Source organism: Streptomyces spinosisporus (assembly GCF_022698145.1).
Classification (GTDB): Bacteria; Actinomycetota; Actinomycetes; order Streptomycetales; family Streptomycetaceae; genus Streptomyces; species Streptomyces spinosisporus.
On the sequence record NZ_JALDAX010000004.1, the window covers coordinates 510,957 to 533,545 of the forward strand.

18 protein-coding genes are annotated in these 22,589 nt (G+C 70.5%); 8 read left to right on the forward strand and 10 right to left on the reverse strand.

The window, feature by feature from the left end:
- Positions 1 to 18 precede the first annotated feature (18 nt).
- The 4 genes from MQN93_RS13955 to MQN93_RS13970 form a co-directional block, all read right to left on the reverse strand.
- On the reverse strand, positions 19 to 585 hold the full coding sequence (locus MQN93_RS13955) for a DUF4240 domain-containing protein (RefSeq protein ID WP_242709713.1): 567 nt from the start codon (positions 583 to 585) through the stop codon (positions 19 to 21).
- A 156-nt stretch (positions 586 to 741) separates the two neighbouring features.
- Positions 742 to 1,602, reverse strand: coding sequence for a hypothetical protein (locus tag MQN93_RS13960; protein WP_242709714.1), 861 nt, complete (start codon positions 1,600 to 1,602; stop codon positions 742 to 744).
- Between the two features lie 191 nt (positions 1,603 to 1,793).
- Positions 1,794 to 2,870 (reverse strand): metallophosphoesterase, encoded by a 1,077-nt coding sequence (locus MQN93_RS13965; protein ID WP_016436997.1) that lies wholly within the window; start codon positions 2,868 to 2,870, stop codon positions 1,794 to 1,796.
- A gap of 201 nt (positions 2,871 to 3,071) precedes the next feature.
- Positions 3,072 to 4,184 (reverse strand): LacI family DNA-binding transcriptional regulator, encoded by a 1,113-nt coding sequence (locus MQN93_RS13970; protein WP_078516720.1) that lies wholly within the window; start codon positions 4,182 to 4,184, stop codon positions 3,072 to 3,074.
- A 400-nt stretch (positions 4,185 to 4,584) separates the two neighbouring features.
- Here MQN93_RS13970 and hisC point away from each other — a divergent pair, with 400 nt between their 5' ends.
- The 5 genes from hisC to MQN93_RS13995 all read left to right on the forward strand — a co-directional run bounded on the left by hisC (position 4,585) and on the right by MQN93_RS13995 (position 13,514).
- Entirely contained in the window at positions 4,585 to 5,664 is a 1,080-nt protein-coding gene (gene hisC / locus MQN93_RS13975) for a histidinol-phosphate transaminase (RefSeq protein WP_242709715.1), read from the forward strand.
- Positions 5,665 to 5,782: 118 nt separating this feature from the next.
- Positions 5,783 to 7,291 carry a cytochrome ubiquinol oxidase subunit I gene (locus MQN93_RS13980; RefSeq protein WP_016436994.1) on the forward strand — a complete coding sequence of 503 codons (1,509 nt, stop codon included), beginning with the start codon at positions 5,783 to 5,785 and terminating at the stop codon, positions 7,289 to 7,291.
- Positions 7,292 to 7,309: 18 nt separating this feature from the next.
- On the forward strand, positions 7,310 to 8,314 hold the full coding sequence (gene cydB / locus MQN93_RS13985; RefSeq protein WP_242709716.1) for a cytochrome d ubiquinol oxidase subunit II: 1,005 nt from the start codon (positions 7,310 to 7,312) through the stop codon (positions 8,312 to 8,314).
- 12 nt (positions 8,315 to 8,326) lie between these two features.
- Positions 8,327 to 11,824 carry a thiol reductant ABC exporter subunit CydD gene (cydD, locus tag MQN93_RS13990; protein WP_242709717.1) on the forward strand — a complete coding sequence of 1,166 codons (3,498 nt, stop codon included), beginning with the start codon at positions 8,327 to 8,329 and terminating at the stop codon, positions 11,822 to 11,824.
- A 61-nt stretch (positions 11,825 to 11,885) separates the two neighbouring features.
- Complete coding sequence (locus tag MQN93_RS13995; RefSeq protein WP_372504351.1) at positions 11,886 to 13,514, forward strand: sensor histidine kinase; 1,629 nt, start codon at positions 11,886 to 11,888, stop codon at positions 13,512 to 13,514.
- 113 nt (positions 13,515 to 13,627) lie between these two features.
- On the opposite strand, the gene MQN93_RS14000 is transcribed toward MQN93_RS13995, so the two are convergent.
- The 6 genes from MQN93_RS14000 to MQN93_RS14025 form a co-directional block, all read right to left on the reverse strand.
- The gene (locus tag MQN93_RS14000) at positions 13,628 to 14,515 is read right to left on the reverse strand and encodes a Cof-type HAD-IIB family hydrolase (RefSeq protein ID WP_016436990.1); all 888 of its coding nucleotides are present in this window, start codon (positions 14,513 to 14,515) and stop codon (positions 13,628 to 13,630) included.
- A 108-nt stretch (positions 14,516 to 14,623) separates the two neighbouring features.
- The gene (locus MQN93_RS14005) at positions 14,624 to 15,529 is read right to left on the reverse strand and encodes an LLM class flavin-dependent oxidoreductase (RefSeq protein WP_242709719.1); all 906 of its coding nucleotides are present in this window, start codon (positions 15,527 to 15,529) and stop codon (positions 14,624 to 14,626) included.
- A 42-nt stretch (positions 15,530 to 15,571) separates the two neighbouring features.
- Complete coding sequence (locus MQN93_RS14010) at positions 15,572 to 16,030, reverse strand: hypothetical protein (protein WP_242709720.1); 459 nt, start codon at positions 16,028 to 16,030, stop codon at positions 15,572 to 15,574.
- 62 nt (positions 16,031 to 16,092) lie between these two features.
- Complete coding sequence (locus MQN93_RS14015) at positions 16,093 to 16,656, reverse strand: RNA 2'-phosphotransferase (RefSeq protein ID WP_242709721.1); 564 nt, start codon at positions 16,654 to 16,656, stop codon at positions 16,093 to 16,095.
- Positions 16,657 to 16,778: 122 nt separating this feature from the next.
- Entirely contained in the window at positions 16,779 to 17,714 is a 936-nt protein-coding gene (locus MQN93_RS14020; protein ID WP_242709722.1) for a MerR family transcriptional regulator, read from the reverse strand.
- Between the two features lie 90 nt (positions 17,715 to 17,804).
- The gene (locus tag MQN93_RS14025) at positions 17,805 to 19,565 is read right to left on the reverse strand and encodes an SDR family oxidoreductase (protein WP_016436985.1); all 1,761 of its coding nucleotides are present in this window, start codon (positions 19,563 to 19,565) and stop codon (positions 17,805 to 17,807) included.
- Between the two features lie 237 nt (positions 19,566 to 19,802).
- On the opposite strand from MQN93_RS14025, the gene MQN93_RS14030 reads away from it, so the two are divergent.
- The 3 genes from MQN93_RS14030 to MQN93_RS14040 are packed head-to-tail and all read left to right on the forward strand — an operon-like array spanning position 19,803 to position 22,583.
- A complete protein-coding gene (locus MQN93_RS14030; protein ID WP_242709807.1) occupies positions 19,803 to 20,777 on the forward strand; it encodes an ABC transporter ATP-binding protein in 975 nt (324 codons plus the stop codon).
- A complete protein-coding gene (locus MQN93_RS14035; RefSeq protein ID WP_016436983.1) occupies positions 20,767 to 21,675 on the forward strand; it encodes an ABC transporter permease subunit in 909 nt (302 codons plus the stop codon). Before MQN93_RS14030 ends, MQN93_RS14035 begins: the two co-directional genes overlap by 11 nt.
- Positions 21,672 to 22,583, forward strand: a complete 912-nt coding sequence (locus MQN93_RS14040) for an ABC transporter ATP-binding protein (RefSeq protein WP_242709723.1) — start codon at positions 21,672 to 21,674, stop codon at positions 22,581 to 22,583. Before MQN93_RS14035 ends, MQN93_RS14040 begins: the two co-directional genes overlap by 4 nt.
- Positions 22,584 to 22,589: the final 6 nt, after the last annotated feature.

Below are 22,589 nucleotides of genomic sequence, written 5' to 3' on the forward strand. Positions count from 1 at the left end.
CGTCCTGTTCCATTCCAGTTAGTCGTCGGCCTTGAAGTAGAGCCTTGCCAGCCGGGGCAACCGCCGATGCATCTCAGCCGCGTCGTCGAAGTCGAAGTCCTCGCCCATGTCTGCTTCGCCGTCCTGTTCGTCAGCTGACCGGTACTCGGCCCAAGCCTTGTAGAAGGCATCGGGATCTCCTGTAAGGCGTTCAAAAGCGCCACTGGCCGCGTAGTTCACGTCCTCGTAGAACAGTGCCTCGTCGCGGTGGGCGCCTGCTGCTTCGATGACCGCGGGGCGTTCGGCGAGGCTGTCCGGATCCAGAACTGTTCGGTCGTACCAGTCCCGCCCCAGTGCGATCACTCCCGCTCGGAAGTCCATGAAGCTGTCGTCGGAGCAGCCGCCGCCTATGAGGTATGCCGCCGCCCAGACATCCCACCGGTACAGAGCGTCGTGTACCTCATCGAACCGCTCGGCGTATTCAAGGATCTCCTGCGGGGGACGACCAGCGAGAAGGTCCAGCAGTGCCTCGTCGAAGAGCACTCCGGAGTCGGCGGCCGAAGAGCTCGCGCGTTCGATGATGTTCCAGAACCGATCAATGTCCACGGTGCTGCACTGTGCCATCCCGCTGTGACAGTCGACCGGGCTCGGCACGGATCCATCACTGAAGCGGACCGACGCGGACCGAAGGCGACGTGACTGCATGGCTTGCGCTCCCCCGGTCGGTCCCCTAGGGCCGCTGCGGAGGGCGCAAGCCGGGGGTTACTCCGGCTGGTGTTCCGGGCCTCCGAAGTCCGGGCTGGTGTAGTCCGGGCTGCTGAAGCTCGGCCGTGGGCCGGAGGCCTGGCCGTCGTCGGGGCTGCTGAATCCCGGGCGGCCGTATCCGAGGTGCGGCATACGGCTGGTGGACGTCCGCGGTGTGTTGCTGTGCAGGGCCGCCGCGGTGCCGGGGTCGGCGAGCGCCTCCTTGAGGAAGGGCATGATGCCGTTCTCGAGGAGAGCTTCGCGCCAGGCTTCCCTGGCGCGGGCCACTTCCGCGCTCAGTTCGCCGTACGGTCCGGACTCCAGGGACGGCCTGTTGCGCAGGGCGGTGAGCAGCAGGCCGATGCCGGCGACCAGGATCGCGGCCGCGGTCAGGGCACCGAACACCCATCCCGCGGTCAGCATGGTCTGGGCGAACGCCGGTTCGGGGTCGAGCATCTTGAGGATGTAGCCGACGAGCAGGAAGAGGATCGCTGCCGTTCCGGCGAGGACAGGGGCGAGGACCGCGGCGACGGCGACGGCGCCCGCACCGGCTGTCTCGCTGAGGGTGGTGGCGAGCCCCATCGTGGCCGCGCCCGGCTCCGCGGAGCCGGCTTCACGGGTGGACGAGGGGGTCGACGGCGCCGGTTGGCGCAGTTCCTCGCGAACCTTCACGTAGTGCTGGTACTCGGTCGCGGCGGCCGCCGTGATGAGAGCGGAGGCGTTGAGCGCCATGGTGCGCAGCTGTTCGGCGTTGAGCCGCTGTCCGACAGCGGTCAGTTCCGGGCGGTTTGGGGCGGAGCGCAGCGCCTCGTCGAGGACCCGCTCGTACTCCTGGCGGTCCTCACTCAGCAGGTGCTGCGGAACGCTGTTCATGTGCATCCCCCGATGCTCCGTAGGGCTTGGGGCTCGCATGCCAACGAGCCGTCGGGCAGAAACGGAGGGGAGCCTGCTACGGATAAGCCGATGGTAGAGCGGTCACGGCACGTGGTGACAGGGGGTTTCCAGAAATTGGGCCCTGGCCTGCGCCGTTGAACGCCGTTCGTGCGTGGGGGCGCCTGCCCGGTGAACGTTCAGATATCCAGTGGAAGTTGCTGGACCAGTAGCTTTCCGGCCATGGTCACTCCGCCGTCCATCGCGATGGCCAGGCCGTCCGCGTAGACGTGCGGTCCCTCGACCACGGGCCCCGCGCTGTCGTCGCCCTCCTCGGACCCGACCTCGCCGAGCAGATACGGAATGGGGCTGTGACCGTGAACGATCCGTGTGCCGCCGTACGTATCCAGCAGGGAGCGTACGGCGTCTGCACCGCCCTCGTCGCGGAAGGAGAACCGCTTGGTGAACTTGCGGAACAGGTCCCAGCACTCGTCGGCGTCGTTGCGCGTGAGCGTTTCGCGGACGGTGTCGTTGACCGCCTCGATCGAGTCGCCGTAGTCGAGATAGGCGGTGGTGTCGGAGTGGACGAGCAGATAGCCGTCGACCTCCTCGACGGCGTCGAGGCGGGCCATCCACTGCAGATGGTGGTCCTGGAGGCGGTCCATGTCGGTCTTCTGGCCGCCGTTGAGCAGCCAGGCCGCCTGGAAGGTGGCGGTGCCCGCGCCGGAGTTGACGGGGGTGTCGCCGAACCGCTTGGCGCCGAGCAGCAGCAGTTCGTGGTTGCCCATGAGCGCCTTGCAGTAGCCGCCGGCCGCGGCCGCCTCCGCCGACAGCCGCATCACGAGGTCGATGACGCCGATGCCGTCGGGGCCGCGGTCGGTGAAGTCGCCGAGGAACCACAGCCGGGAGGTGCCCGCGCACCACTGTCCGGCGGCGTCGACGAGGCCCTGTGCCTGGAGGGCCGACACCAGTTCGTCGAGGTAACCGTGCACGTCGCCGACGACGTAGAGCGCGCCGGTGCCGTCCGTCTCGCGCGGGGCGGCGAGGGACTCGGGGGCGACGGGCACCTGGACCGTGTCGCCGCGGTTGATGACGGGCAGGTCGCGCTTGGTCGGTGTGTACCCGTCCGGATGGGTGGCCTCGTCGGGCGGGACGACGTCACCGGGGTGTGTGCTGTGGCCGTACGGGCCGGTCTCGTGCACATACGCCGGTACCCGGAAGTCGCGCAACGTCGCCGTCCGCTCCGTCTCGGGTCCTTGACCGGCCCCCTGAGTCATCAGACCCCTCCACCATCGCGCCGCATCTGCACCGCTTCGGACTGCCTGGTCGCAGCGGCCCGCGGTGTCGTGGGCCCATCATAGGAATGCCGATCGCGCCATGTGATGACCCAGGGGTGGTGAATCGGAGTAAGAGTCCAGTTCACCGCGGCTTTCGCCCCGATTGGGCAGGGCTTCGACCGCTCGCTGACGGCCTCTGTTCTACTCCTCCTCGGGCGATCGCGGCGCACTGACCGTCGTGCGCGGCGGGCGCCGCTGCGAGGAGGTGCGCACGATCAGCTCCGTCGGTATCACCTGCTCGACCGGTTGGTCCGATTCGACCCCCTCGATCGCGTCGATGAGGAGCTGCACGACCGCCGTGCCGATGCGCCGCGGTTTCAGCGAGAGCGTGGTGATCGGCGGCTCGGTGTTGGCGTAGACGGTGGATTCGCTGCAGCAGACCAGAAGCAGGTCGTCCGGTACGCGCAGGCCGTAGCGGCGCGCCGCGGCGAGCAGGTCGGTGCCGTTGGGGTCGAACAGGCCGTAGACGGCGTCGGGCCGGTCGGGGCGGGCGAGCAGCCGGTCGGCGGCGACGGCGCCCGCGCACGGGTCGTGGGCCGGGTAGGCCTCGTACACCGGGTCCTGGCCGACGCGTTCGCACCAGCGCAGATAGGCCGTCGTCGACAGATGGGTGTACGTGTCCGTCGACGTCCCCGTCAGCAGGCCGATGCGGCGGGCGCCGGCGTCGGCCAGATGGTCGAGGATGCCCATCACGGCGGCCTCGTGGTCGTTGTCGACCCACGCGGTGACCGGCAGCGAGCCGGCCGGGCGGCCGTCGGAGACGACGGGTAAACCCTGCCGGACCAGCTCGCTGACCACCGGGTCCTGGTCGGAGGGGTCGATGACGACCGTCCCGTCCAGGGCGACGTTCGACCACACGTCGTGGCGCGAGGTCGCGGGCAGGATCACCAGCGCGTAGCCGCGGGCCAGTGCGGCCGAGGTGGCGGCCCGCGCCATCTCGGCGAAGTAGGCGAACTCGGTGAAGGTGAAAGGTTCATCCCCGTAGGTCGTCACGGTCAGGCCGATGAGGCCCGACTTGCCGGTACGGAGGGTTCTGGCGGCTGCCGACGGGCGGTAGCCCAGTCGGTCGGCGACCTCGCGGACATGGCGGCGGGTGGCGTCCGGGAGCCGCCCCTTGCCGTTGAGGGCGTCGGAGACGGTCGTGATGGAGACTCCGGCGGCGGCGGCCACGTCCCTGATGCCTGCCCGCCCCGGCCGGCTTCCTCGGCGTGAGGTTTCCGCGCGGCTCACCTGGTGCTTCCCTGCTGCTGTCATGGCGAGCCGATAGTAGGGCTCATGGACTGGGGTAGGGCGGACGCATATGCACGCGTTGACAGGCACGTTTCTGCAAGGTCATCTTGCGTCAACTACCTTTGAAACAAAGTCAGTTGAACGATCCAATGTCACTACGTGACTTGTCGGCACGTATGGGCCTGCCAAGCCCCCGATGTTTCGAAGAGGTCTCAACTCACCTTCACGGGGGATGCGCGCCACGGAGTGAGCCACCGGCGCATAGATATATGTGGGCGCGCCCCTCGATTCGTCTCGCTAAGGGTGGTGTTGCCCCTGATGCGGCTGTGACGGAGGTGGTCCGTCCTGACCGGTACGCAGCGCCGCCGAATCCTCATAAGGTAAGCAGTATTCAGAGCCGGTGGTGGTCATGAGGAGGACTGCGGTGAGCGAGACGAGCCCCAAGCTGCGCGCCGAGCTGGAGGGTATCCCCACCTACAAGCCGGGCAAGCCCGCCGCGGCCGGTGGCCCGGCGGCCTACAAGCTGTCCTCCAACGAGAACCCCTATCCGCCGCTGCCCGGTGTGATGGAGACGGTGACGGCCGCGGTCGCGTCCTTCAACCGCTACCCGGACATGGCCTGCACGGGGCTGATGAGCGAGCTGTCCGACCGCTTCGGTGTGCCGCTCGGCCATCTGGCCACCGGCACCGGTTCGGTGGGCGTGGCCCAGCAGCTGATCCAGGCCACCGCCGGCCCCGGTGACGAGGTCATCTACGCCTGGCGGTCCTTCGAGGCGTACCCGATCATCACGCAGATCAGCGGCGCCACCTCGGTGCAGGTGCCGCTGACCCCGGGCGAGGTGCACGACCTGGACGCGATGGCGGACGCGATCACCGACCGCACCCGCCTGATCTTCGTGTGCAACCCCAACAACCCGACCGGAACGGTCGTGCGCCGGGCGGAGCTGGAACGGTTCCTCGACCGGGTGCCCGGCGATGTGCTGGTGGTGCTGGACGAGGCCTACCGCGAGTTCATCCGCGACCCCGAGGTGCCCGACGGTGTGGAGCTGTACCGCGAGCGGCCGAACGTCTGTGTGCTGCGCACGTTCTCCAAGGCGTACGGCCTCGCGGGTCTGCGTGTCGGCTTCGCGATCGCCCATGAGCCGGTCGCGGCGGCGCTGCGCAAGACGGCGGTGCCGTTCGGTGTGAGCCAGCTCGCGCAGGAGGCGGCCATCGCCTCGCTGAGGGCCGAGGACGAGCTGCTCGGCCGGGTCGGCTCCCTGGTCTGCGAGCGCAACCGGGTGGTGGACACGCTGCGCTCCCAGGGCTGGACGGTGCCCGAGACCCAGGCCAACTTCGTGTGGCTGCGGCTGGGGGAGCGCACGGTGCCCTTCGCGCAGGCTTGTGAGGAGCACGGTGTGGTGGTCCGGCCGTTCGCGGGCGAGGGCGTGCGGGTGACGGTCGGCGAGAACGAGGCGAACGACATCTTCCTGAAGGTGACGGAAGCGTTCCGCAAGGAGCTGTGAGCTCCGGCAACGGGTCGACGTGACGGAGGAGACAGCACCCTGGTGCTGTTCCGCCCGACCCGTGCGCCATAATTGCTTGTGAATGTGAACGCTTTCACAAGCGGTTAGGAGCGGCGACGTGGACCTGGCTTTGGCGCCGGAGACTCTGGCGCGATGGCAGTTCGGTATCACCACCGTCTACCACTTCCTTTTCGTCCCCCTGACGATCTCGCTGGCCGCCCTCACGGCCGGCCTGCAGACGGCCTGGGTGCGCACGGAGAAGGAGAAGTACCTCAGGGCGACCAAGTTCTGGGGCAAGCTTTTCCTGATCAACATCGCGATGGGTGTCGTCACCGGCATCGTGCAGGAGTTCCAGTTCGGCATGAACTGGTCCGACTACTCCCGCTTCGTCGGTGATGTCTTCGGTGCTCCGCTGGCCTTCGAGGCCCTGATCGCGTTCTTCTTCGAGTCGACCTTCATCGGTCTGTGGATCTTCGGCTGGGACAAGCTGCCCAAGCGGATCCATCTGGCCTGCATCTGGATGGTCTCGATCGGCACGATCCTGTCGGCGTACTTCATCCTCGCGGCCAACTCCTGGATGCAGCACCCCGTCGGCTACCGGATCAACAAGGCCAGGGGACGTGCCGAACTCACCGACTTCTGGCAGGTGCTCACCCAGAACACCGCGCTCGCCCAGGCCTTCCACACGCTCTCGGCCTCCTTCCTGACCGGTGGCGCGTTCATGGTCGGCATCGCCGCCTTCCATCTGTTCCGCAAGAAGCACGTGCGCGTCATGAAGACCTCGCTGCGGCTGGGTCTGATCACCGTCGTCATCGCCGGCATGCTCACCGCGATCAGCGGTGACACCCTCGGCAAGGTCATGTTCAAGCAGCAGCCGATGAAGATGGCGGCTGCCGAGGCCCTGTGGGACGGCCAGGACTCCGCGCCGTTCTCGGTCTTCGCCTACGGCGACGTGAGCAAGGGCCACAACAGCGTCGAACTGTCGATCCCCGGTGTGCTGTCGTTCCTCGCCGACGACGACTTCAACTCCTACGTCCCCGGCATCAACGACACCAACAAGGCAGAGCAGGAGAAGTACGGCCCCGGCGACTACCGCCCGATCATCCCCGTCACCTTCTGGGCGTTCCGCTGGATGATCGGCTTCGGCATGGCGTCCTTCGCCATCGGCCTGGCCGGGCTCTGGCTGACCCGCAAGAAGTTCATGCTGCCGCAGCACCTGAGGGTCGGCGACGACGAGGTGCCGCATCTGGTCCTGTTCCGGAACAAGGCCCTGAGCCCCAAGCTGGGCAGGCTCTACTGGCTGGTGGCCATCTGGACCATGGGCTTCCCGCTGATCGCCAACTCCTGGGGCTGGATCTTCACCGAGATGGGCCGTCAGCCCTGGGTCGTCTACGGCGTCCTGCAGACCCGTCACGCGGTCTCCCCCGGTGTCTCCCAGGCCGAGGTCCTCACCTCGATGAGCATCTTCACCGCGCTGTACGCCGTCCTTGCCGTCGTCGAGGTCAAGCTGCTGGTGAAGTACGTCAAGGCCGGCCCGCCCGAGCTCACCGAGGCCGACCTCAACCCGCCCACGAAGATCGGCGGCGACACCCGTGACGCCGACAAGCCGATGGCCTTCTCGTACTAGGCCGAGGGAGAGCGAGTCATGGAACTGCACGACGTCTGGTTCGTCCTGATCGCCGTCCTGTGGACCGGTTACTTCTTCCTGGAGGGCTTCGACTTCGGGGTCGGCATCCTCACCAAGCTGCTGGCCCGCGACCGGCCCGAGAAGAGGGTGCTGATCAACACCATCGGCCCGGTCTGGGACGGCAACGAGGTGTGGCTGCTCTCGGCGGGCGGCGCGACCTTCGCCGCCTTCCCCGAGTGGTACGCCACGCTCTTCTCGGGCTTCTATCTGCCGCTGCTGGTCATCCTGCTCAGCCTGATCGTGCGGGGCGTCGCATTCGAGTACCGGGCCAAGCGTCCCGAGGAGCACTGGCAGCGCAACTGGGAGACCGCGATCTTCTGGACCTCGCTGATCCCGGCGTTCCTGTGGGGGGTCGCCTTCGGCAACATCGTGCGCGGCGTGAAGATCGACAAGAACTTCGAGTACGTCGGCAGTGTCTGGGACCTGCTCAACCCGTACGCCGTGCTCGGCGGGCTGGTGACGCTGACGCTGTTCACCTTCCACGGGGCGGTGTTCACGGCGCTCAAGACGGTCGGCGAGATCCGGGAGCGGGCGCGGAGGCTGGCCACGGTGGTCGGTCTGACCGCCGCCGTGGTGGCGCTGGTCTTCCTGCTGTGGACACAGGTCGACAGCGGGGACGGCAAGAGCCTGGTGGCGCTCGTCGTGGCCGTGGCCGCCCTGGTCGCCGCGCTGGTGGCCAATCAGGCCGGGCGCGAGGGATGGTCGTTCGCACTGTCCGGGGTCACCATCGTGGCCGCCGTGGCGATGCTGTTCCTGTCGCTCTTCCCCGATGTCATGCCGTCGTCGCTCGACGAGGACTGGAGCCTGACCGTCACCAACGCCTCGTCGAGCCCCTACACCCTGAAAATCATGACCTGGTGTGCCGGTATCGCCACGCCGATCGTCCTGCTCTACCAGGGGTGGACCTACTGGGTGTTCCGCAAGCGCATCGGGACGCAGCACATCGCTGAGACCGTGCACTGAGGTGTGTTTCACGTGAAACCAATCGATCCACGTCTGTTGCGGTACGCCCGCGCCACCCGCCTGTTCATGGTGGCGGTCGTCGGACTGGGTGCTGTCGGGGCGGGCCTGGTCATCGCGCAGGCGATGCTCATCGCCGAGGTCGTGGTCGGTGCCTTCCAGCACCGGATGACGGTCTCCGCACTCGGCACGCCCCTGCTGCTCCTGGCGGCCGTCGCGGCCGGACGGGCGTTGGTCTCCTGGCTCACCGAACTCGCCGCCCACCGGGCGAGCGCGGCGGTGAAGTCGGAGCTGCGGGGGCGGCTGCTGGAGCGTGCCGTCGCCCTGGGGCCGGGGTGGCTGGGCGGGCAGCGGACGGGCTCGCTGGTCGCCCTGGCGACACGGGGAGTCGACGCCCTCGACGACTACTTCTCGCGCTATTTGCCGCAGTTGGGGCTTGCGGTGGTCGTGCCGGTCGCGGTGCTGGCCCGGATCGTCACCGAGGACTGGGTGTCGGCGGCGATCATCGTGGGCACCCTGCCGCTCATCCCGGTCTTCATGATGCTGATCGGCTGGGCCACGCAGTCCCGGATGGACCGTCAGTGGCGGCTGCTGTCCCGCCTGTCCGGGCACTTCCTGGACGTCGTCGCGGGACTGCCGACCCTGAAGGTGTTCGGGCGGGCCAAGGCGCAGGCCGAGTCGATCCGCCGGATCACCGGCGAGTACCGGCAGGCGACGATGCGTACGCTGCGGATCGCCTTCATCTCGTCGTTCGCGCTGGAGCTGCTCTCCACGCTGTCCGTGGCCCTGGTCGCCGTGACGATCGGCATGCGGCTGGTGCACGGCGAGATGGACCTCTACGTCGGCCTGGTCATCCTCGTCCTGGCGCCCGAGGCGTATCTGCCGCTGCGCCAGGTCGGTGCGCAGTACCACGCGGCGGCCGAGGGGCTCGCCGCGGCCGAGGAGATCTTCGCCGTCCTGGAGACGCCCGTGCCGGCGTCGGGCACGGCGGACGTGCCCGAGGGCGCCATCGCTTTCGAGGGCGTGACGGTCCGCTACCCCGGGCGCTCCGAGGACGCGGTGTCGCAGGCGTCCTTCACCGTCGAGCCCGGGGAGACGGTCGCCCTCGTCGGGCCGAGCGGCATCGGCAAGTCGACGCTGCTGAACGTCCTGCTGGGCTTTGTGCGGCCGACTGAGGGGCGGGTGCGGATCGGGGGAGTCGATCTGCGCGAGGCCGACCTGGAGCAGTGGCGGTCGCGGATCGCCTGGGTGCCGCAGTGCCCGCACCTGTTCGCCGGGACCGTCGCGGAGAACGTACGGCTCGCGCGTCCCGGCGCCGACGACGACGCCGTACGGCGGGCGTTGGCGGACGCCGGTGCGCTGGAGTTCGTGGAGGCGCTCCCCGTGGGGACGGACACGCTGCTCGGCGAGGACGGTGCCGGGCTCTCCGCCGGGCAGCGGCAACGGCTCGCACTCGCCCGGGCGTTCCTTGCGGACCGGCCGGTGCTGCTCCTCGACGAGCCGACAGCCGCGCTGGACGGCGCCACCGAGGCGGAGGTCGTTCAGGCGGTACGGCGACTGGCGGCGGGGCGGACCGTCCTGCTGGTGGTGCACCGGCCGGCCCTGCTCGCACCGGCGGACCGGATCGTCAGGCTGGACGCGCCGACGCTGCCCACGGCGGTGGAACACCGGGCACCCGAGGCACGGGCGGCGACCCGGGAGGCGTACGAGAGTCCGGCCGTGCACGAGCCCGGGAACGACGCGGCCGCCGCGGTGAGCGGTGGCGGCGGTGTCCTCGCGCGGGTGCGGGCCATGTCCGGCCCCCGGCGCGGCCGGCTGGCGCTCGCCCTGCTGCTCGGCAGCCTCGCGCTCGGCAGTGCCGTCGGGCTCATGGCCACCTCCGGGTGGCTCATCTCGCGGGCCTCGCAGCAGCCGCCCGTGCTGTATCTGATGGTGGCGGTGACGGCGACGCGCGCCTTCGGCATCGGGCGGGCGGTCTTCCGGTACGGCGAGCGGCTGGTGTCGCACGACGCGGTGCTGCGGATGCTGGCCGACACCAGGGTCGCCGTCTACCGGCGCCTTGAGCGGCTGGCCCCCGCCGGGCTGCGCCGCACCCGTCGCGGCGACCTGCTCTCGCGGCTGGTCAGCGACGTGGACGCCCTCCAGGACTACTGGCTGCGCTGGCTGCTGCCCGCGGGAACCGCGGTGGTCGTGTCCGCCGCATCCGTGGGCTTCACGGCGTGGCTGCTGCCCGAGGCCGGTCTCGCGCTCGCCGTCGGGCTGGTGGCGGCCGGGGTCGGCGTGCCGCTGCTCACCGGTGCGGTGGCCCGCCGTGCCGACCGCAGGCTGGCGCCCGCGCGAGGGCAGCTCGCGACGCGGGTGACCGATCTGCTCACCGGAACCGCGGAGTTGACCGTCGCCGGCGCCCTGGACGCCCGCAGTGCCGAGGCACGGCGCGCCGACGGCGTGCTCACCCGGATCGCCTCGCGCGCCGCGACCGCCACCGCGCTCGGCGACGGCCTGACCGCGCTGCTCTCGGGACTGACGGTCGCCGCCACCGCGCTCGCGGGCGTGCAGGCGGTCGCCGACGGGCGGCTGGACGGGGTCTCGACGGCCGTGGTCGTCCTCACCCCGCTGGCCGCCTTCGAGGCCGTCCTGGGGTTGCCGCTCGCCGTGCAGTACCGGCAGCGGGTGCGCAGAAGCGCGCAGCGCGTGTACGAGGTCCTGGACGCGCCCGAGCCGGTGCGGGAGCCGGAGCGGCCCCGGCAGGCGCCCGCCTCCCCCTTCCCGGTGGCCCTCAAGGGCGTGACCGCACGGTACGAGGGGCAGCGGCGCCCCGCGCTCGACGGCCTCGACCTGACGCTCGGACGGGGGCAGCGGATCGCCGTGGTCGGGCCGTCCGGCTCAGGCAAGACGACACTGGCCCAGACGCTGCTGCGGTTCCTGGACGCGGAGGCCGGCTCGTACACCCTGGCAGGCGTGGACGCCCGCGCCCTCGCCGGCGACGACGTACGACGCCTGGTCGGGCTGTGCGCGCAGGACGCGCATCTCTTCGACAGCTCGGTGCGCGAGAACCTGCTCCTCGCGCGCAAGGACGCCACCGAGGACCAGCTGCGCGACGTGCTGCGGCGCGCCCGGCTGCTGGAGTGGGCGGACAGGCTGCCCGACGGCCTGGACACGCTGGTCGGTGAGCACGGGGCCCGGCTGTCGGGCGGGCAGCGGCAGCGGCTGGCACTGGCCCGGGCGCTCCTCGCCGACTTCCCCGTCCTGGTGCTCGACGAGCCCGCCGAACATCTCGACCTGCCGACGGCCGACGCCCTGACCGCCGACCTGCTGGCCGCCACACAGGGCCGTACGACCCTGCTGATCACGCACCGGCTGGCCGGTCTGGAAGCGGTGGACGAGGTCGTCGTCCTGGACGAGGGGCGAGTGGTGCAGCGAGGCGCCTACGCCGAACTGGTCGCCGTACCGGGGCCGTTGCGGGCGATGGTGGAGCGGGAGGAGCAGGGGGAGTCGCTGGTGGCGGCGGGGTAGGCGTGCCGCGCGCCACCGGTCCCGACTTTCTGCAACAAAAGGGACTTATTACGCTCGGGACATGCCCGCCGACCCGTCCGCCGGAGCCCCACCACCCGCCGGAGCCCCACAGCCCTGCGGAACTCCACCACCCTCCAGAACCCCACCACCCACCGGTACCGCACCCGAAACCCAAGTCCCACGGTTGCTGGAGGCCATGCGGTCCGTCGGCAGCGGGCTCGAACTGCACGCCACGCTGAAGCGGATCTGTGAGACGGCGGTCGCGCTGACCGGGGCCCGGTGCGCGGCGATCGGCGTCATGGCCGAGGACGGGGACGCGCTCGTCGACTTCGTCCACCGTGGCGACGACGAGGACCCGTGCCCATGCGGCTTCCCCGCGCACCGTCCCCCGATGCGCAGCGTCCTCGGCCTGCCCCTCCGCGTCCAGGGCGAGATCTTCGGCACCCTGTATCTGACCAAGAAACGCGGCGGCGAGCCGTTCCGCGACGACGACCTCGACATGGTCCGGGTGCTGGCCACGGAGGCGGGCATCGCCGTCGGCAACGCCCGGCTGTACCAGGCGGCCAGGCAGCGGGAGCACTGGATCGACGGATCGGTCGCCGTGACCACCGCCCTGCTGTCCGGCGGCGACGCCGACGAAGCCCTCCAGGTCGTCGCCGACCGCGCCCGCCGGCTGTCCGGGTCCGCGGCCGGCGTCGTGCTGCTGCCCGCGCGCGAGGGCGGCCTCGAGATCGTCGCCGTGGCCGCCGACGGGCCGTCGGGCCTGCTGGGCACCGTCGTGCCGCCCCAGAGCCCGCTGGTCGCCGAACTCCTCGGCGGACGGGCCGTGTTCGTCGAGGACGCGGCCGCCGACCGGCGCATGGTCACGGGGCACGCCCGAAAGTACGGGCCGGTCATGTTGCTGCCGCTGCAGAGCGACGGCCGGGTGCTCGGGGCCCTCGTCATGCCCCGGGCGCGCGGGGAGCGTCCGTTCACGGAGACGGAGCGCATGCTCGCGGTGCAGTTCGCCTCGCAGGCCGCGCTCGCGCTGGTCATGGCCGAGACGCAGCGCGACCGGGAGCGGCTCGCGGTGTACGAGGACCGCGACCGCACCGCCCGTGACCTGCACGATCTGGTCATCCAGCGGCTGTTCGCGACCGGGATGCTGCTGGACAGCGCCCGGCGCCGGACCCGTGCGCCGGAGGTGCGGGACGGCGTCGCCAGGGCCGTCGACGAACTCGACGTCACCATCCAGGAGATCCGCACCGCGATCTTCGCGCTCCAGCAGGGGCCCGCCGAGGAGTCCTCCGGGCTGAGCACGAGCGTTCTGCGCGAGATCACCATGGCCGCCGTACCGCTCGGCTTCAGGCCCTCGCACCGCTTCGTCGGCCCGGTCGACACCCTGGTCGGTGACCTGACCGGCAAGAATCTCGTCGCCGCCCTGCGCGAGGCTCTCTCCAACGCCTTCCGGCACGCGGGCGCCTCACGGATCGACGTCGTCGTCGACGCGACCGTGACGCTGCCCGACGGCCGGCCCGGTGTCCGTCTGAGCGTCGCCGACGACGGCGTCGGCATCCCCGAGGGCGGCCGCCGCAGCGGTCTGCGGAACCTGCGGCGGCGCGCCGAGTCGCTGGGCGGCGACAGCGGGCACGGTCCCGGCATCGGCGCGGACGGCGGCGGTACGACCGTGGTGTGGCAGGTGCCGTACTGACGGCGTGACGGCGTGACGGCGTGACCGGGTGACGGAGTGGGACGTGACGGCGTGACGGGGTGCCGCACCGATGGCGTGGCGACGGGCCGCGACCGGTCGGTGCGCCGCAGGTCCTACGGCCGTTCTGCCAGCATCCGCTCGATCACGACCGCCACCCCGTCGTCGTTGTTGGCGACTGTGCGGCCGGAGGCCGCGGCGATGACGTCCGGGTGGGCGTTGCCCATCGCGTACGAACGGCCCGCCCAGGTCAGCATCTCGACGTCGTTCGGCATGTCCCCGAAGGCGACGACCTCCTCGTGGGAGATGCCGCGTTCGGCGCAGCACAGGGCGAGCGTGCTGGCCTTGGAGACTCCGGGGCCGCTGATCTCCAGCAGGGCGCTGGGGCTGGAGCGGGTGACGTTGGCCCGCGCGCCGATGGCGAGCCGGGCGGTGGCGAGGAAGCCGTCCGGGTCGAGCGAGGGGTGGTAGGCGAGGATCTTGAGCACGGGCTGATCCGTGTCCGGGCCGTCGGGTGCGAGGAGCTCCTCGGCGGGCCGGAGGTTGTCCGGGATCTCCATGTGCAGCTTCGGGTAGTCCGGCTCCTGGTGGAAGCCGTACGTCTGCTCCACCGCGTACACCGTGCCGGGCGCCGCCTCGCGCAGCAGCCGTACGGCATCCAGCGCGTTGTCCCGGGCCAGTTCCCGCACCTTCACGAAGCGGTGGCTGCCGGGGCCGCCGTGCAGGTCGACCACGGCCGCGCCGTTGCCGCAGATCGCCAGGCCGTGGCCGTGGACGTGGTCGCTGACGACGTTCATCCAGCGGGCCGGGCGGCCGGTGACGAAGAAGACCTCGATGCCCGCCTTCTCGGCGGCGGCGAGGGCGGCGACGGTCCGGGGGGAGACCGACTTGTCGTCCCGCAGGAGGGTGCCGTCGAGATCGGTGGCGATGAGCCGGGGCTGGACGGCGGGGGCCGGGGTCTCGGGCTGTCGGGTCGCTGAGGTCACCGGGTCATTCTCCCGCATATGCCTGCACGCCCGTGCGGGAGTCCGCACATCTGAGTGGTTACCGTCCTCATCAGCACCATCACGCCCCGTCCGTCCGCCGCTCCGTCCGTCCGCCGCCCCGTTCGCTCAGCCGAGCTGTGCCGGGGCGTCCATGGCGATCTGCTCGAAGACCTTCTCCTCGGCGGCGAAGACCGTCTCCGGGACGGGCCAGTGGATCACGATCTCGGTGAAGCCCAGCTCACGGTGGCGGCCCGCGAAGTCCACGAACGCGTCCAGCGAGTCGAGCGGGCGGGCGCGGTCCGGGGTGAAGCCGGTGAGCAGGATCTTGTCCATCTGGGCCGCGTCCCGGCCGATTTCGGCACAGGCGTCGGCGAGTTTCTCGGCCTGGCCGCGAATGGCTCGAATCGATTGTTCAGAAGTGCCGTTCTCGTACAGCTTGGGGTCGCCGGTGGTCACCCAGGCCTGTCCGTGGCGCGCGGCGAGAGCGAGCCCGCGCGGGCCGGTGGCGGCGACGGCGAAGGGCAGACGGGGGCGCTGCACACATCCGGGGATGTTGCGCGCTTCGTGCGCCGCGTAGAAATCGCCCTCGTACGAGACCGATTCCTGGGTGAGCAGGCGGTCAAGCAGCGGGACGAACTCCGCGAAGCGGTTGGCGCGCTCGCGCGGGGTCCATGGCTCCTGGCCGAGCGCGGTGGCGTCGAAGCCGGTGCCGCCCGCTCCTATGCCGAGGGTGATGCGACCGCCGGAGATGTCGTCGAGGGAGATCAGCTCCTTGGCGAGGGTCACCGGGTGCCGGAAGTTCGGCGAGGTCACCAGGGTGCCCAGGCGCAGCCGCTCGGTGACGGCCGCGGCGGCGGTCAGGGTCGGCACGGCACCGAACCAGGGGCCGTCGCGGAAGGGGACGCGCCAGGACAGATGGTCGTAGGTGTACGCGGTGTGGAAGCCGAGCTGCTCCGCCCGCTCCCATGCCGCACGGCCGCCCTCGTGCCAGCGGCGGTACGGGAGGATCACGGTGCTCAGACGCAGACTCATGCGTCCGAGCCTACGGGCCGGTGCGGACAACGGACGAAACGGTCACCGTACGCGGCTGCTCAGCCACGGGCCGAGGCCGACCATGGGCAGGTACACCCTGTGGGTGCGGTCCTGGGGCAGCGGCACGATCAGGAAGTAGCCCGGCGGGAAGCGGCGGCCCTTCACGAAGGCGCGGTCGTCGAAGAGGGAGCGGACGAACGCGGGCACGTCGTCACGGTCGACGTCCGGGCACTCGACGCCCTCGACGGTGATCAGCGCATCGTCGTCGGGGTAGAGACGGACGCTCACCCGGGGCACCCCGCCGAACTCGACGAACGCCTCGTGCGGGAGGGAGCCGTCCGGATCGGCGGCGACGCCGACCCCCGCGGCGCTGCGGCGCGAGGTCCGGTCGGCGCCGATGTCATGCCCGACCTCGATCTCACGCCCGTACTCGACGGCAACGGCACGCAGGACGGCGACGGCGGCTTCGGTGGTGGGCAGGTGCTTCATGCTTTCGATCATGCCGGAACGGCCGGAGCGGCCGGACGAAGATCGGTGCCGGAGTCGGTTCGGCCCGGTGCGACTCAGTGCGCCTCGGGAAAGCGCAGGTAGCGCGGAGGCACGCGCTGCGTCAGCCATACGCCGTTCGCGCTGATGTGGAAGACGTGGCCGTCTCGGTGCATCGTGCCGGCGTCCACCGAGAGGATCACCGGGCGGCCGCGGCGGGCGCCGACGCGGGTGGCGGTCTCGCGGTCGGGTGAGAGGTGGACGTCGTGGCGGTTCATGGGGCGCAGGCCTTCGGCGCGGATCGCGTCGAGGTGGCGTGCCACGGTTCCGTGGTAGAGGTGCGCCGGCGGGGTCGCCGGGGGCAGTCCGAGGTCGACCTCGACGCTGTGGCCCTGGCTGGCGCGGATGCGGCTGCCGTCGACCGCGAAGCGCTGCTTGTCGTTGGCGGCGACCACATGGTCCAGTTCCTCGCGGGTGAAGCGGAAGCCGTGGGCGGCGGCCGCGGCGATGAGCGCGTCGATCTCGACCCAGCCGGCCTCGTCGAGCGTCAGCCCGATCCGCTCGGGCTGGTGGCGCAGATGCTTCGACAGGTACTTCGACACCTTCACGGTGCGTCTTTCGTCCGTGCGTCTTTCGTCCATCCGCTCAGCATGACCGGAGAGACGCGGATCACGCAGATTATTTTGGTCCCCAGGTTTGATCCACAACCAACTGTAGTTATCCACAGGCCAGTTGGCCCTCCTGTGGACAACTCCCCGACATGTCACCTCTGTTCGTCAAGATCGCCAGGGGGCCCACCCCTTGACGTGAGCGCGTCCAACCTCCTTGCCCGCACCTCCCGTTCAGCCGCCAGCGCCACGAACTCCGCCGCCCGCTCCGCCCCAACCAGCCCCTCCACGGCCCGCATCGTCTCCTCGGGCAGCGCCACGGAGCGTGACATTTTCTCCTCCGGCGCAGACCGCTCGCCGCCCAGCTGCCGCCGCAGCTGCCGTACCGCCAACAGCCGCATCGCCCGCGCCAGTTCCGCGTCCACCGTCTGCTGCGCGAGCGGCCGCAGACGCCGTACGAGAGAGGCCGCTTCCGCCGCGTCCGTGTCGGTCGGCGGGTGGGCCGCGTCGAGGTAGCGGGCGAAGACGTGCTCGGTGGTGAACTGAAGGAAACGGGCGGCGATGTGCTCGACCTGGACCCTCAACTCCCGCAGATGCCCGGAGATCGCGGACAGCGGGACGCCCGCCGCGTGCAACTCCACTGCCACGGCGAGCTCTTGAGGGCTCGGCACAAGGAAGGAGCCCTCGTTTCCGGGGTCCGGCTCCAGCACCCCGAGCTCGACGGCCTCGGCGACGGCCGCGTCGTCGGGCGGTCCACCGAACCGCTCGTCCAGTTCGGCGCGCGAGATGCGGACCGGCTGCTCGTCGGTCCACGGCCGGTCGACCTCGGCGACCAGCCCGAGCACCCCGCCCAGACCGCGGCCCGCGTCCCACGCCTCCAGGAGCTCCTTGATGGAGGCCAGGGTGTAGCCGCGGTCCAGCAGTTCGGCGATCTGGCGCAGCCGGGCGAGATGCGCGTCGGAGTAGAGGTTGGCGCGGCCGCGGCGCTCGGGCCGGGGGAGCAGACCGCGGTCCTGGTAGGCGCGGATGGTGCGGACCGTGGCGCCGCTGGCGTGCGCCAGATCCTCTATGCGGTACGGCGTCTGCCGCATGCTCGGTGCCTCCTTGCCGGACTCGTCCCAGCGGTTGCCGCCCGTCCGCGGTCGGCCCCGGCCCCGCGGGCGCACGTCACGGCGCCCACGTCACAGCGGTGGCTTCAGTCGTGCGATCGCCCGCAGCGCGCGCGGGGCGAAGCGGGACATGAGGTGGGTGCCGCGGGCCTCCGGGGTGACCGGCACGACGGCTTCGTTGCGCACGACCGCGCGCAGGATCGCGGCGGCGACCTTCTCCGGCGGGTAGTTCCTGAGGCCGTAGAGGCGGGCGGTCCGCTTCTGGCGGCGCCTCTCCTCCTCGGCGTCCACGCCCGCGAAGCGCGCGGTGGAGGTGATGTTGGTGTTGACGAAGCCGGGGCAGATCGCGCTGACGCCTATCCCCTGCCCGGCCAGCTCCGCGCGCAGGCACTCGCTGAGCATCAGCACGGCCGCCTTGGAGGTGCTGTAGGCGGGCAGCGCCCGGGAGGGCTGATAGGCCGCGGCGGAGGCGGTGTTGACGATGTGGCCGCCCTGTCCGCGCTCGGCCATCTGCTTCCCGAACAGCCGGCAGCCGTGGATGACGCCCCACAGATTGACGTCGAGGACGTTCTTCCAGTCCTCCGTGGTGGTGTCGAAGAAGGAGCCGCCCAGGCCGATCCCGGCGTTGTTCACCAGGACGTCCACCACGCCGTACTCGGCGGCGACCTTGGCGGCGAGCTTCTCCATGGCCTGCTCGTCGGAGACGTCGGCCGTCTCCGCCCAGGCCTCGGGGGCGCCGAGAAGACGGCACTGCTCCGCGGTGCGGGCGGCGGCCTCGGCGTCGCGGTCGACGGCCACCACGCGTGCGCCCGCCTCGGCGAAGGCGGACGCCGTGGCCCGTCCGATGCCGCTGCCCGCGCCGGTGACCAGCACGAGCTGCCCGCCGAAGCGGTCGGCGTACCTGCCCGTGGGCCGCACCGCCGTCGGCCTGCCGCCCTCGACGGAGGTCACGAACTCGGTGATCCAGGAAGCCAGTTGGTCGGGGCGCGTGCGCGGGATCCAGTGCTTGGCCGGCAGGGTGCGGCGGGTCAGCCGCGGAACCCACTGCTCCAGGTCGTCGTAGAGCTTCTCCGACAGGAACGCGTCCCCGAGGGGGGTGATGAGCTGCACGGGCGCGTGCGCGTACGCGTCGGCGCGGGGCCTGCGCAGCCGGTAGCGGACGTTGTCGCGGTACAGCCAGGCGCCCTGTGCGGCGTCCGAGGGCAGCGAGGGGGTCGGGTAGCCGTCGGCGGGGACCTTCTCCACGCGCCGCAGGATGCCCGGCCAGCTCTTGCCGAGGGGGCCGCGCCAGGCCAGTTCGGGCAGCACGGGAGTGTGCAGCAGATACACGTACCAGGACTTGGCGCCCTGGCCGAGGAGTTGGCCGATGCGGCGCGGGGTGGGCTTCTTCAGGCGTCGGTCGATCCAGTGGCCGAAGTGGTCGAGGGACGGCCCGGACATGGAGGTGAAGGAGGCGATGCGTCCCTCGGTGCGCCGGACGGTGGCGAACTCCCAGGCCTGCACCGAGCCCCAGTCGTGCCCCACGACGTGCACCGGGCGGCCGGGGCTGACGGAGTCGATCACGGCCAGGAAGTCATCGGTCAGCTTCTCCAGGGTGAAGCCCCCGCGCAGCGGCTGCGGCGCCGTCGAGCGGCCGTGGCCCCGGACGTCGTAGAGCACGACGTGGAAGCGCTCGGCCAGGCGGGCGGCGACCTCGGACCAGACCTCCTTGCTGTCCGGATAGCCGTGGACGAGGACCAGCGTCGGCTGCGCTGCGTCTCCCAGCTCGGCCACGCACAGCTCGACGCCGCCGGTGTGCACCCGGCGCTCCCGCGCATCCTTCAGCAACGTCACGTCGAGTCCTTCGCCCAGAGCCGTAGGTGACATCGATGAATGTGACAGTGACCGGAGGCTGCGTCAAGAGAGGGCCTCGGGCTGTGGACAGAGCCGGCGTCCGGGCTGTGGACAACGCTCCGTAACTCTCAAGTAGGGGGCACCCCTAAGGACCCGTACATCTGGAGTCTGAGGCCGATCCAGCTCTGCGGTCTGACGACCGGCGTGGCGCAGCTCACTATCGTCGAGGACGTGACTGTGATCGCGACCGAAAGCCTGAGCAAGCGGTTCCCCCGGGTGACCGCGCTTGACCGGCTCTCCGTCGACGTCGGGCCCGGTGTGACCGGGCTCGTCGGAGCGAACGGAGCCGGCAAGTCCACGTTGATCAAGATCCTCCTGGGTCTGTCCCCCGCCTCCGAGGGCCGCGCCGAAGTGCTCGGCCTCGATGTCGCGACCAAGGGCGCCGCCATCCGCGAGCGGGTGGGCTACATGCCGGAGCACGACTGCCTGCCGCCCGACGTCTCGGCCACCGAGTTCGTCGTCCACATGGCGCGCATGTCGGGCCTGCCGCCCACGGCCGCGCGCGAGCGCACCGCGGACACGCTGCGCCACGTCGGTCTGTACGAGGAGCGCTACCGCCCCATCGGCGGCTACTCGACCGGTATGAAGCAGCGCGTCAAGCTCGCGCAGGCGCTCGTGCACGACCCGCAGCTGGTCTTCCTGGACGAGCCGACCAACGGCCTCGACCCGGTCGGCCGCGACGAGATGCTCGGCCTCATCCGCCGTATCCACACCGACTTCGGCATCTCGGTCCTGGTCACCTCGCACCTGCTGGGCGAACTGGAGCGCACCTGCGACCACGTGGTGGTCATCGACGGCGGCAAGCTCCTGCGCTCCAGCTCCACCACGGACTTCACGCAGACCACCACCACCCTCGCGATCGAGGTCACCGACACCGACGCGCACCCGGACGGCACGCGCGCGGTACGCGAGGCGCTCCACGCGCGTGGGGTGGAGGTTCTGGACGGCACGAACGGCCTGCCGGGTGCCGGGCACATCCTGCTGCTCACCGCACAGGGCGACGAGACGTACGACCTGGTGCGCGACATCGTCGCCGACCTGGGCCTGGGCCTCGTGCGCATGGAGCAGCGCAGGCACCACATCTCGGAGGTCTTCCACTCGGACGCCGAGGCGCAGGACATGACGAAGGAGGCGGCCGTCCATGGCAGTTGAGCAGCCCATGCCGACGACGCCGGGTGACCAGACCCGCATCCACAACATCGGCTACCGCAACTACGACGGCCCCCGCCTCGGCCGCTCCTACGCCACCCGCTCGCTGTACTCGCAGTCCCTGCGCGGCGCCTACGGCCTCGGCCGCTCGGTGAAGTCCAAGGTGCTGCCGATGCTGCTGTTCGTGGTGATGTGCGTGCCGGCGGCCATCATGGTGGCCGTCGCGGTCGCCACGAAGGCGAAGGACCTGCCGGTCGACTACACGCGCTACGCGATCATAATGCAGGCCGTCATCAGCCTCTACGTCGCCTCCCAGGCGCCCCAGTCCGTCTCGCGCGACCTGCGCTTCAAGACGGTGCCGCTGTACTTCTCGCGGCCCATCGAGACCGCCGACTACGTGCGCGCGAAGTTCGCGGCGCTGGCCTCCGCGATGTTCATCCTGACCGCCGCACCGCTGATCGTGCTCTACGTCGGCGCGCTGCTGGCCAAGCTCGACTTCGCCGACCAGACCAAGGGGTTCGGGCAGGGGCTCGTCTCCGTGGCGCTGCTCTCCCTGCTCTTCGCCGGCATCGGCCTGGTCATCGCCTCGGTGACCCCGCGCCGCGGCTTCGGCATCGCGGCCGTCATCGCGGTCATGACCATCTCCTACGGCGCGGTCTCCACGCTCCAGGCGATCGCGGACTCCCAGGGCAGCACGAGCGCCATCCCCTGGATCGGCCTGTTCTCCCCGGTCACGCTCATCGACGGCGTGCAGTCCGCGTTCCTCGGCGCGAGTTCGGCCTTCCCGGGGGAGGTCGGCCCCAGCAACGGCGAGGGTGTCGTCTACGTCCTCGTCGTCCTCGGCCTGATCGCCGCCTGCTACGGCCTCCTGATGCGCCGCTACCGAAAGGTCGGACTGTGACCACGCTCAGCATCGACCACGTCTCCCGCTGGTTCGGCAACGTGGTCGCCGTCAACGACATCACCATGACCATCGGCCCCGGCGTCACGGGCCTGCTCGGCCCCAACGGCGCAGGAAAGTCCAGCCTCATCAACATGATGGGCGGCTTCCTCGCCCCCTCCACCGGCACCGTCACCCTCGACGGACAGCAGGTGTGGCGCAATGAGGACATCTACCGGCACATCGGCATCGTCCCCGAGCGCGAGGCGATGTACGACTTCCTCACGGGCCGCGAATTCGTCGTCGCCAACGCCGAGTTGCACGGCCTCGGCGCCAAGGCCGCCCAGAAGGCGCTGGCCACGGTCGAGATGGAGTACGCGCAGGACCGCAAGATCTCCACGTACTCCAAGGGCATGCGCCAGCGCGTGAAGATGGCGTCCGCCCTGGTCCACGACCCCTCGCTGCTCCTGCTGGACGAGCCGTTCAACGGCATGGACCCGCGCCAGCGCATGCAGTTGATGGACCTGCTGCGGCGCATGGGCGACGAGGGCCGCACGGTGCTGTTCTCGTCCCACATCCTCGAAGAGGTCGAGCAGCTCGCCTGGCACATCGAGGTCGTCGTCGCGGGCCGGCACGCGGCCAGCGGTGACTTCCGCAAGATCCGCCGTCTGATGACCGACCGGCCGCACCGCTATCTGGTGCGTTCCAGCGACGACCGCGCGCTCGCGGCCGCGCTGATCGCCGATCCGTCGACGTCCGGCATCGAAGTCGACCTGGCGGAGGGCGCGCTGCGCGTCCAGGCCGTCGACTTCGGCCGCTTCACGGCCCTGTTGCCGAAGGTGGCCAGGGACAACGGCATCCGGTTGCTGACGGTCTCGCCGTCCGACGAGTCCCTCGAGTCCGTGTTCTCGTATCTGGTCGCGGCGTAGGAGGCC

Bases quoted from the DNA above. Each gene is read 5' to 3' on its own strand.
- MQN93_RS14010 (WP_242709720.1), bottom strand. From the start codon at position 16,030: ATGATCGAAAGCATGAAGCACCTGCCCACCACCGAAGCCGCCGTCGCC.
- cydB (WP_242709716.1), top strand. From the start codon at position 7,310: ATGGAACTGCACGACGTCTGGTTCGTCCTGATCGCCGTCCTGTGGACC.
- MQN93_RS14000 (WP_016436990.1), bottom strand. From the start codon at position 14,515: ATGCGGGAGAATGACCCGGTGACCTCAGCGACCCGACAGCCCGAGACC.
- MQN93_RS13960 (WP_242709714.1), bottom strand. From the start codon at position 1,602: ATGCACATGAACAGCGTTCCGCAGCACCTGCTGAGTGAGGACCGCCAG.
- MQN93_RS14015 (WP_242709721.1), bottom strand. From the start codon at position 16,656: ATGGACGAAAGACGCACGGACGAAAGACGCACCGTGAAGGTGTCGAAG.
- MQN93_RS14005 (WP_242709719.1), bottom strand. From the start codon at position 15,529: ATGAGTCTGCGTCTGAGCACCGTGATCCTCCCGTACCGCCGCTGGCAC.
- MQN93_RS14035 (WP_016436983.1), top strand. From the start codon at position 20,767: ATGGCAGTTGAGCAGCCCATGCCGACGACGCCGGGTGACCAGACCCGC.
- MQN93_RS13970 (WP_078516720.1), bottom strand. From the start codon at position 4,184: ATGACAGCAGCAGGGAAGCACCAGGTGAGCCGCGCGGAAACCTCACGC.
- MQN93_RS13995 (WP_372504351.1), top strand. From the start codon at position 11,886: ATGCCCGCCGACCCGTCCGCCGGAGCCCCACCACCCGCCGGAGCCCCA.
- MQN93_RS14020 (WP_242709722.1), bottom strand. From the start codon at position 17,714: ATGCGGCAGACGCCGTACCGCATAGAGGATCTGGCGCACGCCAGCGGC.
- MQN93_RS13965 (WP_016436997.1), bottom strand. From the start codon at position 2,870: ATGACTCAGGGGGCCGGTCAAGGACCCGAGACGGAGCGGACGGCGACG.